The organism is Agathobaculum sp. NTUH-O15-33, assembly GCF_033193315.1.
Lineage (GTDB): Bacteria > Bacillota > Clostridia > Oscillospirales > Butyricicoccaceae > Agathobaculum > Agathobaculum faecihominis_A.
On the sequence record NZ_CP136187.1, the window covers coordinates 1,269,168 to 1,281,431 of the forward strand.

14 protein-coding genes are annotated in these 12,264 nt (G+C 50.8%); 7 read left to right on the forward strand and 7 right to left on the reverse strand.

The annotated features are described in order from the left end of the window. Positions 1-114: 114 nt before the first annotated feature. Both RWV98_RS06625 and RWV98_RS06630 read right to left on the reverse strand, forming a co-directional pair. On the reverse strand, positions 115-297 hold the full coding sequence (locus RWV98_RS06625) for a hypothetical protein (RefSeq protein WP_317864656.1): 183 nt from the start codon (positions 295-297) through the stop codon (positions 115-117). 16 nt (positions 298-313) lie between these two features. Beyond that, positions 314-1,219 carry an SHOCT domain-containing protein gene (locus RWV98_RS06630; protein ID WP_317864658.1) on the reverse strand — a complete coding sequence of 302 codons (906 nt, stop codon included), beginning with the start codon at positions 1,217-1,219 and terminating at the stop codon, positions 314-316. A gap of 123 nt (positions 1,220-1,342) precedes the next feature. Between RWV98_RS06630 and RWV98_RS06635 the strand changes: the two genes are divergently transcribed. Next, a complete protein-coding gene (locus RWV98_RS06635) occupies positions 1,343-1,573 on the forward strand; it encodes a helix-turn-helix domain-containing protein (RefSeq protein WP_317864659.1) in 231 nt (76 codons plus the stop codon). A 47-nt stretch (positions 1,574-1,620) separates the two neighbouring features. Here the strand turns inward: RWV98_RS06635 and RWV98_RS06640 are convergent, their stop codons facing one another. From RWV98_RS06640 to RWV98_RS06650, 3 genes are all read right to left on the reverse strand, one after another. After that, complete coding sequence (locus RWV98_RS06640) at positions 1,621-2,604, reverse strand: replication protein (RefSeq protein WP_317864660.1); 984 nt, start codon at positions 2,602-2,604, stop codon at positions 1,621-1,623. Between the two features lie 125 nt (positions 2,605-2,729). Next, the gene (locus RWV98_RS06645; RefSeq protein WP_317864661.1) at positions 2,730-3,911 is read right to left on the reverse strand and encodes a type IV secretory system conjugative DNA transfer family protein; all 1,182 of its coding nucleotides are present in this window, start codon (positions 3,909-3,911) and stop codon (positions 2,730-2,732) included. Between the two features lie 210 nt (positions 3,912-4,121). Further along, on the reverse strand, positions 4,122-4,499 hold the full coding sequence (locus RWV98_RS06650; RefSeq protein WP_317864663.1) for a hypothetical protein: 378 nt from the start codon (positions 4,497-4,499) through the stop codon (positions 4,122-4,124). A 522-nt stretch (positions 4,500-5,021) separates the two neighbouring features. On the opposite strand from RWV98_RS06650, the gene RWV98_RS06655 reads away from it, so the two are divergent. From RWV98_RS06655 to RWV98_RS06665, 3 genes are all read left to right on the forward strand, one after another. Further along, positions 5,022-5,567, forward strand: coding sequence for a helix-turn-helix domain-containing protein (locus RWV98_RS06655; RefSeq protein WP_317864664.1), 546 nt, complete (start codon positions 5,022-5,024; stop codon positions 5,565-5,567). Then, a complete protein-coding gene (locus RWV98_RS06660) occupies positions 5,564-7,117 on the forward strand; it encodes a recombinase family protein (RefSeq protein ID WP_317864666.1) in 1,554 nt (517 codons plus the stop codon). The genes RWV98_RS06655 and RWV98_RS06660 overlap by 4 nt, the downstream gene beginning before the upstream one ends. A gap of 194 nt (positions 7,118-7,311) precedes the next feature. Continuing rightward, positions 7,312-7,632, forward strand: coding sequence for a DUF6291 domain-containing protein (locus RWV98_RS06665; RefSeq protein WP_317864668.1), 321 nt, complete (start codon positions 7,312-7,314; stop codon positions 7,630-7,632). 501 nt (positions 7,633-8,133) lie between these two features. On the opposite strand, the gene RWV98_RS06670 is transcribed toward RWV98_RS06665, so the two are convergent. Further along, complete coding sequence (locus RWV98_RS06670) at positions 8,134-8,346, reverse strand: cold-shock protein (protein WP_280963144.1); 213 nt, start codon at positions 8,344-8,346, stop codon at positions 8,134-8,136. 660 nt (positions 8,347-9,006) lie between these two features. On the opposite strand from RWV98_RS06670, the gene RWV98_RS06675 reads away from it, so the two are divergent. Continuing rightward, positions 9,007-9,324, forward strand: coding sequence for a helix-turn-helix domain-containing protein (locus RWV98_RS06675; protein WP_280963145.1), 318 nt, complete (start codon positions 9,007-9,009; stop codon positions 9,322-9,324). Between the two features lie 645 nt (positions 9,325-9,969). Continuing rightward, a complete protein-coding gene (locus RWV98_RS06680) occupies positions 9,970-10,179 on the forward strand; it encodes a hypothetical protein (RefSeq protein ID WP_280963146.1) in 210 nt (69 codons plus the stop codon). Between the two features lie 52 nt (positions 10,180-10,231). On the opposite strand, the gene RWV98_RS06685 is transcribed toward RWV98_RS06680, so the two are convergent. Further along, positions 10,232-10,939 (reverse strand): DUF305 domain-containing protein, encoded by a 708-nt coding sequence (locus RWV98_RS06685; RefSeq protein WP_317864670.1) that lies wholly within the window; start codon positions 10,937-10,939, stop codon positions 10,232-10,234. Positions 10,940-11,311: 372 nt separating this feature from the next. On the opposite strand from RWV98_RS06685, the gene RWV98_RS06690 reads away from it, so the two are divergent. After that, positions 11,312-12,031, forward strand: coding sequence for a hypothetical protein (locus RWV98_RS06690; RefSeq protein ID WP_317864672.1), 720 nt, complete (start codon positions 11,312-11,314; stop codon positions 12,029-12,031). Positions 12,032-12,264 lie beyond the last annotated feature (233 nt).

The window sequence follows — 12,264 nt, forward strand, 5'->3', positions numbered from 1 at the left end:
AACCGGCCACGGTTAAGATCGTGAACCGCCCCATCCTCGCCCAAATAGCAGGGATTATTGTCCTGATCGCATATCAGCAGGAACCCATCGGAAAAGGTTTCATAATAATGATCCTCATACGAAAGGCCTTAGCATTGCCACGCCGTAGGCAAAAGTTACCTTAACCCGCTGGAACGAGTATTCCCCGTCTGTGAATTGCTCTTGGCCCACAGACGAAGCCGCGCTTGCAGATGTGGTGCCGCTTGCAATCGTCGCCACACACAGCGCCGCCGTCAGTAGCCGCTTCAGTCTTTTCATCAGTCACAGTCCTCTCTTATTTATTATTGGGCACAAGCTCGGCTTTCATTTTCTGGAATTCTTCATCGGTGATAACGCCGTCCTCTTTCAGCTTGGCATACTCGCGCAGAGCTTCGGCCTTTTCCTTGGCCGCGCCGGTGGCGGTAGGCGGTGCGGTGTAGGCGTGGACGGCAGCGGCAACCGGGGCGGATGTCTCGGTATCTTTGATGGCGGCCATTGCTTGGCGCAGATTTTTCTGGAAACTGTCAACTTCGCTTTTGCCATACCATGATGTGTTAAAGCTGATATTGCCGCCAGCAAATTCGATTGTGAACAGTGTTCTGCGTTTCAGAAAATATAATGCAAGGAATACGCCAAGCGGAAGCAGCCCCAATAGCACCATAAAGAAAAGATTTCGTGTATACTGAAACGCAATGTTGTCTAAAACCGCTGTAATTCCGCCTTTTCCTTTAAATAGGAAGCATAACAGCACAGGCCAGAAAAATGAAGAAATTCCGGAAATCAACATCCACAGTTGACGCATACTTGTATATCCCGTCCCCGTGATGTCTTTAAGGTCAACGGTTTTTTCTTGCATCTGCTTTTTCCAGTGCCCCTTAAAGTCCTTAAAATAGCTTTTGCCCTTGAAATATGCCCGCCGCTGGGTCGCCACAACAAAGCCTTTGGAGATTGCGCCGCCGCCGAGATAGCTTTGGATGAACCCGGAACCTAACTCCGCTTGCGGTGTCTCCGCCGGGTCAACAAAAAATGGATATTTCTTTGCTATCCCTTGACCACCTGCATCTTCTCCGCCATTCGCGCCTATGGGTGGAACCGCCCGTTTTTTTCGCAAGAGAATGATAGCCGTTGCTATAATTGCCGCAAGCACAATTAGAATCAGCATGATTGGCATTGGTGATACACTCGCGCTTTGTCCTGTCATTGTTTTCTCCTCCTGTTACCGTCCAAGTATTTTTTATTATTTATACGGTAATATATATTGCAAGTATAGCAAATAGGAATGGGGATGGCAAGGCCCTATAATAATTTTATAGGGGGAATTGCCGTGCAGGATGAATTTAAAGACTACTACAAAATGATCGGTCTGAAAGTTGCTTACTACCGCAAGTTAAAGGGTTTGACACAGGAGCAGCTTGCCGAGATCATGGGCGTCGGCACCTCCTTTCTCGGACAAATCGAGGCCGTGAATATCGTCAAGCCTATATCGCTTGACACGCTGTTCCGTATTAGCAAGGCTCTGGATGTGCCGCCCCATAAGTTTTTGGACTTCACATAAAAGACGCTGTGTTGCTTTTGTATAGGCAACATAGCGTCTTTTATATTTCAGAACGGCAACGGTTCGTGGTCGTCGATCTCGGTGAACTCCGACAATTGTTCCTGCGCTAGCGGTATGGTCGCTTCACCGTTGCATCCCTCCGTCGAATATTCAATAACTTTGTGGATGCGCCGCCGAAACGCCGCCCACGTTGCCGGTTCGTCATACTGGATGTTTTTATATTGTTGTTCAAGAGAGATATTGGATATGATGTAGACTTTCGTGTAACACGCGGTACGATTGGCGTACCGACAAGGCAATTGTAACGGGTAGCCATCTAAGTAGTTGAGCATTTCAAACATCTTGAGTTGGCTTCTGTATTCATCGAAAATCAATACGTCTTCGCCGTGGTACTTCTCGAAAGGGTGGTCGTAGTCAGTCACGCGGCAGACCTTATCGTATCCGTATTCTTCCATTACACCGCGCGTCTTGCCTGTGCCAGTTGGCCCCCAGATATAGGTCACTTCCAGCGGACGAAATTCCACGGCATACCGCTCCGCTTTTAGCGTTTGCCGCACGCGCTCAATTTTGTCGAGATACATCATAGCTCGTGGGTATGCTTCCAAAATTTCAAGATCGCTTGCCCCCTCCTTGACCATCTCGTAAAGATAATCAATGTCTGTGCGCCGTCCCTGCTGTTCGGCAGGGATTTCACCCCATTCCTCGAATGTCCCCGCAATCTTGGTGCCGTGCTTCTTGTCGGCCGTCCATTTTCCTTCTTTACAGATATAATCTCGATTTTGTGCTGAGGAACCCCGCGCAACTTCTAGGTGTGCTTCTGGAAAATGAGCCTTCAGCGTGGAAAAGCGGACGGCACTGGAAAAGGCGGCGTAGGCATGGGTGTGGTGAGTCTGCCCCGCTTCATCTGCCATGCAGTAGTAGACAAGGGACTTCAGCGAGTGAAGTTCCTCCGTAATTCTTGTATGTGTAAACCCCTTATCCAAGGGATTATTAATTGTAATTTGCCACTTGCGGCACTGAGTGTCGCTCATAGAATGCCCCCATTTCACTATGTAGTATTTATTGCGACTTGCGACGAAAGTAAGCAAGGGGTAATACTGCGCCCTTGCAAAAAGCGGGGAGGGACAAGCCCTCCCCGCAGCCGCTCCGCCGTCGCTTACGCTTCGCTCGCGCCGTCGGACGGCTTGGGTTCAAAGTGTCTGGAAATTTCCCCTTCTACCTTGTCCATGTTCACCGTGCAGACTTGGATTGGGATAGGGTCACCGCCGTTGATTGCGGCGTAACCTGTTCCTTGTGTCTGTGTGAGCTCAATGCTGTCCTTATAGCCCCTAAAAAACATATCTCTGCTCTCGGGAGATAGATTGCCGAGAGCGACTACTAGGCCAAAGTTGTCTCGTGCTGTGCTAAAATACTGCGCATCGCCACGCTGTTGGGATACCAGCACATGACATCCAAAGGAACGGCCTAGCATAAGTAGGGTGGCCAGTTTCTTCATTTCAGCTTCGCCTTGCTTCTTGTCAAGTGATTGTATGTACGAGGCCCACTCATCGAACACGAGCAGTCGAAAATCTCGGCTTGCGTCTATACCAGCTTGACGAGCAGTAAAAAGGTCGTAGAAAGCCCGTAAACCCGTCGCGCAGTCAAGGTATGAATAGTAGCCGGTATAGTCGGATAGGAAACGAAAATCGTCCGCTTTGAAGTCACAGACGATGACGGCAGCATTGGGTACACGCTCAAGCACACGCCAAATTGTCTGCTTTACAAAGTAGGTCTTTCCGCTCCCGGTTCCGCCAATTACAACGCCGTGCGGTGCAAGTTCATAAGGCCATTTGACCGGGCGTTGGTCGCCGTCTACAAGTAGTTCTTTGTGATAGGCTAAAGGGATAAATGGCGTGTCTGTGGCTGGACGTGCCGCTGTTGGCTTCGCTGTAAGTGTGTTTTTCGAGTGGCGCTGTTCGTTGATATAGACTTGTCCGCCCTGTATGGTGCGCTGGTCGTAACCGAGCACCACCTCAATAGTAAGCGTTGCGCCCTCGTCGGCTATGCCGGTCACCTGTACGCGCGGTTCTATGCCACCGTTTGCATACCACTCTTGTACGATATTGTTAGCATGGTAGAAATGACGTACAAGGCGGCTTTGGAGTACGCCGGTTAGGCTGTGTAGCTCATCCGGGTCTGCAAGGCTCGTACTCTGCTTATAGATATCGAAGTAGCATACCACAGCGTCCCCAATCACACGATAAGTAGGATCGTGGAAAATTTCTTGTAAATATGTCGGCGGAAGTGCTGATAGTTGTCGTGCGCTCGTGCGTAAGACGTAGCACATGGACAGCGCCAAGGCCTGTAGGAGGGCCTCGGGAGGCCATACAGGCGGAGGTAGCGTTGGAATGCTGATACAAACAGCGGCAACTATCGCCAGAGCCAGTACATAGCGCAATACTCCGGTAATCGCCAGAAATATAATGACAGCAGCACTGAACACACACGCTGCGATCTTGGTGGCCAGGATAATTCCCCGGCCAGTTTCTTTGCTTGTTCAAGTAGTGACTTAACTTTTCCCATGATGCGCCACCGCTTTTGTATCAAATAATACTGCCTTGTCTGCTTTGCAAGTAAGACCTATTTCTCCTCTTATTGAGTAAAGACGAGCCGTAAAGCCCTCAAAGGTGATAAGTACCGGCTCATCTGCCGAATCAAGCACCTCTTGCGCTACGATTGGATCAGCGTTAGGGACTTTTACAGTAACCGTCAGATACTGCATTTTAGGACAAACCACATTGTATTTTGTCCCCAGTTTTTTGCCGGTGGATTTGCCGTCAACATACTCCATGTCGTCGGACACGCTGGTCAAAATCGCATAATCTGCGCCAAAAACTTGAAACATAGTCAAAATTAACAACTTAATAAAAACATTAATTGCATTCATAATAATAATCCTCCATTTAAATAATAATTTATCTCGCCTTTCGGCGGCCGTGGGATGCATATGCCTTCCCGTGTTCGTTTCGTGTCGGTGTGTGGTACAGCACTAATGCGGTGACGGTGTTCGTACCGTAGTGACTGTACTGTATGTGATAGCCGTGTCAAGAACCTTGTGCCGCTTCGGTTGACAGGCTAGTAGTGTTGGTGTCCTCGCCGGAATATGCGTTCAGAAACGCGGTATACTCGTCGGGGTGGTCAAGGATATACGCGCGTATGTCCTTGGCAATGCAAACTGCAATCGTATGCGCCTGCATTGTCGAGATTTTTAATTTATCTGATAAATTTATATTTTTCCTTTCCTTTATTCCATTTTAATTATATTATATATAAATTATATTGTCAATAACTACGCAAAAATAATTTTAATTTTGATTTATTGTTGCTATATCAATGTTTTGATGAAATTATATTGACATTTCCAATACTATGGTGTAAAATATTTTTAAAGGAAGTAAGGAGGACGGATATGAAAGACAACTATTTTAAAAAAGGGTTTGCTGACCGCTTATACAACACAATAGAACAAAGGGACATTACACGACGGGAATTGTCTGACGCTATCGGGGTAAGCTATCCCGCACTTGCTTCCTATCTGGCGGGCCGGGAGGAGGGCAAGGGCGCATTGCCGCCCCTCGAAACTGCCGCAAAGCTAGCGGATATTCTCGGTGTTTCACTCGACGAGTTGTGCGGGCGCGTGCCCTCGACAGCCCCCCCGCTACAGCGGACATTAGCGGAACCGCCTACCCCAATTACCACGACAGACGCGCAGCAACGACTGAAAGACATTTATGAAGCGTCAGTTGCCCTCCATTTTAGCGTCAGCCTGAACGATGGTGAGGCCGTCGCCCTAACGAGTAGCAACCGCTTTGTCAGAATGTTCTTCGAGCAAATGCAAGAGAGCGAGAGCCTTGACGCCACACTCGGCGTATTCAGCGATCTTCAAGTATATGACGGTGAATTGGTTGACCCTGTTACCTTTCGGATCATGAAGTCAAAGGAGGGACGTGAATGAATCTCGTTGTTTACGCCCGGTATTCCAGCCACAGCCAGACAGAGCAGTCCATTGAGGGGCAGCTACAAGCCTGCTATGACTTCGCCAAGGCAAATGGGCATACCATTATTAAAGAGTATATTGACCGCGCCATGACCGGCAAAACGGACAAGCGCCCCAACTTCCAGCGTATGATTACCGACAGCGCCAAGCGTCAATTCGCGGGTGTCTTGGTCTACCAGCTTGACCGTTTCGCGCGTAACCGCTACGACAGCGCTACCTATAAGAGCAAGCTGAAAAAGAATGGCGTCCGGGTCTTGTCTGCGCGGGAGAACATCGGAGAGGATGCCAGCGGTATTCTCATAGAGGGCGTACTGGAAAGCATGGCGGAATATTACTCGGCGGAGTTAGCGCAGAAAATCCAGCGTGGCATGGATATCAACGGCTCGAAATGCCTTTCTATCGGCAGTAACCCCGGTTTTGGTTATCGGGTGATTGACAAACATATTGTTCTTAATCCCGATACCGCGCCCATTGCCAAAGAGATTTTCGAGCGGTACGCCGCCGGGGAGACAGTAGCGGAGATCACCGCATGGCTGAACAGCCGTCAGATAAAGACCACAAAAGGAGGTGCATTTAACAAGAACAGTCTTCACGCCATGTTCCGCAACAAGCGGTATCTTGGTATATACACATACAAAGGAGTAGAAACGCCTAACGCTATCCCTCGCATTGTGAGCGACGAGCTTTTTGAGGCGGTACAAATCATATTGAACAAAAATAAAAAAGCCCCTGCCCGAGCACGGGCAAAGGCTGAATACTTATTGACGACAAAGCTATTTTGCGGGCATTGCCGCGAGATGATGACCGGCTATTCCGGCACATCCAAGACCGGAACGGTACACAACTACTACGCTTGCAACGGCAAGTTGAAAAAGAAATGCACCAAAAAAACCGTGCAGAAAGCCTACATTGAAGATATGGTAGTCGCCAAGTGCCGGGAACAACTGACCGATAGCAACATTAAAAAGATTGCAAAAGAGGTTGCCGCCGTGTGTGCCGCCGACTATGACGGTTCCGAATTGAAAAGACTTCGCGGTTGTCTGAAAGAGACTGAACAGGCAATAGAAAATCTACTAAAGGCACTGGAACTTGGACAGGCCGCCGATACCATCGCCGCCCGTTTGAGTCAGCGCACGGAAGAAAAGCAAGACCTTGAAAAGCAAATCGCCATTGAACAGCAAAACCAAATCCCGCTATCCGAACAAGACATTCTTTTCTTCCTCAGCGCGCTTAAAAAAGGCGACGCAAACGACACTAAATACCGTCGTATGCTGATTAACGTATTTCTAGTTGCCGTCTACCTCTACGACGATAAACTTACATACATCCTCACCGTGGGCGATAAGACAGTCACCATCACAGATAGTCTACTATCCGACATCGACCAGAGCAACGCCGACTACATGAGTTCGTGTATGAGCGGTGACGCTCCACCAATGGCGAGCTGTACGAACACCCGCCAGCTATTTATATGGTTGGCGGCGTGTTTGTACTGGTTTGCTCGCTAGCATTTCAAAAGTAAGAAAAGGCTACCGTTGAGAGTTTCTCAATGGTAGCCTTTTTTTCGTTATCATCTAACAGAATACGTGATTGCGTAAATTTACGTTGACAAGTAAAATGTATTGTCGTACAATAGAGATATAAATACTTGATAAAGTAATTTCGGCCGGTTTTACTGGCAATAGAAACGGGGGAGGACATAATGGCGGGACGCAAGGCATTTATGCTGTATTTCGATTACCGGGAGCATTTGGAGCTGCTGACCGACGCGGAGCGCGGCGCGCTGCTGACGGCGCTTTTTGAGTACGCGGAGCATGGCAGGGAGAGCGAACTTGCCGGGGCGGCTAAGATGGCGTTTTCCTTCATTCGGGCGCAGCTCGACCGCGATGCGGACAAGTACAGCGAGCGGTGCGAACGAAACCGGGAAAACGGCGCCAAGGGGCGGCAGGCCGCCGCACGGCGACGGCAAGCCGGAGAAACCCAAAACAAGCGAACGGTTTTCCGCGAAGCCCAAAAAACCTGATACAGAGAAAGAGAAAGAGACAGATACAGAAAAAGAAACAGATATTAAAAACCCCCTTACCCCCTTAGAAGCCCGTTCGCCAGCGCTTTTGGAGGCGGCGAACGAGTGGCTGCGCTACAAGCGGGAGCGCAAGGAGGACTACAAGCCGACCGGCCTAAAATCGCTGGTGGCCAGCATCCGCAAGCACGCGGAGCAGTACGGCGACGAGGCGGTGGCCGCGCTGATCCGCGAGTGCATGGCGGCGGGCTGGAAGGGGATCATCTGGGACCGGCTGGACAAGCGCGGCAGGGACCAGCCCGGCGCGCCGCCGCACAAAACGGCCCAACTGACCGACTGGGAGAACGAGTGGGCGGCGCGGGTCAAGGCGCACAGGCGGGAGGCGGGCCATGACTGACACGCTATGCGGGCGCCGCGCCAACCGCTGTAAGCACGCGGAAAGGGAGACCGGCATCATAAAACAAAACCGCCCCGGTTAGGGGGCGGTCATGGCAAATATTTTGCTTAGGCGAGGCAGACGTTGACAGCGCGCATCTTGCTGCTGTTCTTGGGATCAACCTCGGACTCGAACGAAACGCGCTGGCCTTCGTTCAGGGACTTGTAGCCTTCGGACTGGATGGCGGAGAAGTGAACGAACACATCATCGCTGCCGTCGTCGTTCTGGATGAAGCCAAAGCCCTTTTCTGCATTAAACCATTTTACGATACCGTTACTCATAAACGTGTACCTCCTAAATTATGTTATTCAAAATTGTGCAAATAAAAAAACTACAGCATGTTAAGTCAAAAGAAAAATTGACTTACACCTGTAGCATCAATTAGTACATTTAGAATACTTGTTCAGTATACACCATAAAACTTTAAATAGCAAGGTTTATTTTCGCCATTTGTTTGGAGGGGGTAGGAGCACCATGGTTATTGGACAAGTAAATAAAAAGGGATGAAGGAAGTAGCCCCGATAAAATACGCGGAGAAGTATGGCGTGGGGCAAGCGAGCAACGCAGGCCGCATCACCCCCGAACGACATACACCGGAGGAACTAAAGCCCATCCGTCCCTATACGCCTCGACATAACCGAAAGGTCGGGCGTGGTCGTCGCGAGGATCAGAGGCACGTTTCGATGGGGGCGGCGTTGTATAGGTGGTCGCGCTTGAGATGCTCAAGCTCGTGGCGAGGGCGGCTTGCTGCTTGGCCGCGCAGTATGATCGGGAAAAAGACAAAGGGGTATAAATAGTCAGGTATGGAACTACCTCGCAGAATTTTACAAAATAATGTAAAATAGCTCCTATAAAAACGGCGGGCATGGTAAAATAATAGTAGTGTTTCTTCGCGTGCAACGCCGCCCACAAGGAGCTTACTATTTATGAACCTAGGGGACATGATTAGATCTTACAGAACCGAGCGGGGCTGGTCGCAAGCAGAGCTTGGCGACAGGTCCAAAGTAGATCCCGCCCAGATCGGTAGGTTTGAGCGTGGTGTGGCGGAGCCGGAACTGAAAACATTGCGCAATATAGCGGACGCGTTCAATCTGGAATGCAGCGAGCTGTTGGACGACGCCCCCAAATCGTGCAGGCGGCAGCAAATTAATGAAGCAAGCGAAAAATTTGCGGACACATTGGAGCGACATACCGGCGATTCGAGCTATATGGTCAAGGAATTTAATCAGCTTATGAGAGTTGTGAAAGAAAACCTATAAAGATTCCCGCAATGTCATTTTGTGAAGGGAAACGAAAAGGAAAAAACAAGGGATTCACCGAGCTAGTAGGGCGCGAGAAGGTGAATTGGCCGAAGGCCAAGAGAAGCTGGTCTGGACCACGCCCTCGGCGCGCCGTCTCGAAGGGACGTAACACTTCCTGAAAAACCATGTCCCTTCGCTCGGCCGTATCGGCTTGTTTGATGCTCTCACTTATCCCGGTGCTTCGCTCTCGGCGCGCCGAGGGCGTCGCGCCCTACTTGCGTTACCTTAGCTAAATGACATAGAAGATCCCCCCGGCTTCCTTGGAATGGGAAGTCGGGGGATCTTTTATGTTCAGGCGCATGCAGTCTCGTACAAGAGGGCGCAAAAGACAGCGGCACCGCCCCTACTTCGCGCGGCATACACGCATGCGACCGGATGGGCAAGGCGCGATTTCTTTCGTGCATTTCATCAAAACAAACCGCGGCATTTTTGTGAAACTGCACATAAATACGCGAACGAGTAATTTTACGTTGACAAGTATAGAATGGTGTACTATAATAGGTACATAAGATACTTGATAAAGTAATTTGCGGGCCGGTTCGATTGGTGCGGCAAGCCTTGCGCGACGCCAACATAGAATAGCCGCATGGAGGTGACGGGGAAATGGAGCTGCGTTGGGAACCGGCGACCGAGCCCGCGGCGCGGGCCGATCAGGACAGGATCAACCGTTTTTACGACATGGCGGAAGGCCAAGCCGCGATAGAAATGTTTTTGGAGGACTATAAAAAGCTGTTTCCGCAAGAGATCCGCGCGTTTTTGCTGGATCTTTCATTAGCGGTGCAGGATGAAGCGCTGAACCCGGAGGAACCGTAAAATAGGGAAAACGAGCGAAAAAAAGCCGCCCCCAATAGGGGCGGCGGCAGGGTCAGGACTTTTGCAGCTCGTTCAGCACGTCCTGCATATCGGATATTTCCTTCTCTTGGGTCTCCACGATGGTCTGGGCCAGCTTGGTGACTTCTTCATCCGACGTGTGGGGCAGGATGGCGTTCGCCATGTCCACGGCCATCTGGTGGTGCATGATCATACCCTCGGCAAAGGCGGCGTCAAGGCTGTCTGCCGAAGCGTGGGACATGGAGTGGTTCATCAAATCGGCATAGGCTTCTAAATATGCCTTGGCCTGCGCTTCGTCGGCGGCTTCGCCCGATCGCAGCCGTTCAATCATGCCTTTCATCTGCTCGATTTCATCCGTCTGCGCCGTGATGATCTCCTGCGCCAACGGCGCGAGCACTTCATGCGCGCCGCCGTACTTTTGATAGCTTTGCGCCATTGCGATAGCGGATTCATGGTGGGGGATCATGCCCGCCAGAAAATCAATGGCGGCGTTGCCGGAGTGTTCGATATTTTCCATATCCGTCATCATGGTCGCCATAATCGCGTCCTGCTCATCGAGATAGCCGCGCAGGTTGGGGTCCTCCGTATCCGTGGACGAACCGTGATCCATGCCGCTGTGGTCCATCTGCCCGCCGTTTGCATCGCCGGACGGGGTTTCCGGAGCGGTAGCGTTCCAAATGAGCGCGGCGATAATCGCGACTGCAAGGATACCAAGGCACCAATACCATACCTTTTTGTTCATAAGCTCCTCCTAATCGGGCTTTGATAGCCGAATTTCTCTTCATAGGATTTGCATGGACAAAGATTTTATACCAATCGCGCGCGGTTTACAGCCGCTTGACAAGGCGTTTGACCCGCGCGTTCCATGATAGAAAAGGAACAAAACGGCCGCGTAAGCGGTGGGATAATCCAAATGTTTCATGTTTTCTACGCGACCCACCTTACGGTGGCAGCGTGGCAATATGCCGATGTTGGGTACACAGTGCCGTGCAATAGGGCGCGGAGGCGGCGGTTCAATTCCGCTGATCGGCAGCGGCGGGCGATGCTGCAGAATCGCTTGGCGCAAAAGCAAGCAGAGGAAGTTTCAAACAACGTATGAAAAGGAGTGCATAACATGGCAGCAACTATTTATTACTACGCTTATTTAAACGAACAGGATATCGTGGAGCAAATCTTTGATATGCCCGCGCCGATCACGTCCGATCAGTATATCTCGATCCCGTCGCATGACGAGACGCTGATTGGCAAGCGGTACAACCGCACGACCGGCCAGTTTGAGGTGGTCGTCAACTACACGCAGGTGACGGAGGATGACAAGCGCCTGTGGAACAATACACCGCTTACCTCGTTTATGACCCGTCAGTACGGCATCAAGATCAACGGCGGCGAGGAGCACACCGTTACCATTCCGTTTGACACCGGCAAGCCGGGTTACATGCCGAGAAAGGTACGTCTGCAATTTGAGCAGATCAGCGGCGGCGGCTTTAGCGCGGCGCACGATCTGGACGAAAGCGTCATTGTCGTTCTGGAGCGCGACGAGGACGGCGCGCGCCGTCTGTACACCGAGTATTCTGACGATCAGCACCGCCGTGCCAGCGGTTATATCGAGAACGCGGACGCTGAAAACGTATTCTACTTTAAAAAGGATAGCGACGGTACGCTGGGCGGCATCGGCTGCCGCGCGTTTGTCAACGCGATCAACGACAGCAGCGGTAAAATGGGTTATGTCGGCCGGTTCACGTTCAATCAGTCCTCGGTTTCCTATACGATCAAGGTTCCTGCGGAGTATACCTCGGTAACCGGTATGGTACTGGCGAGAACGTTTGTGTATTAAGCGCCGGAGGCATCTTCCGCGAACGGTTTGATACATTGCAAAAGCAGCTTCGTTTCCGAAGCTGCTTTCAGCGTGTCAAAGAACCTTTCGCGCCGCAGCGCGCATTAAATAGGATTTTGCCGCTTGCGGCAAAATTCATAAAAAGCCGCGACATGTGCGTGGCTTTTTATACAAACCGACTTCAAGTGCGGCCCAGGCCGGCTTCTCTTGCCCCAAAGGGGCAATTCACCTTC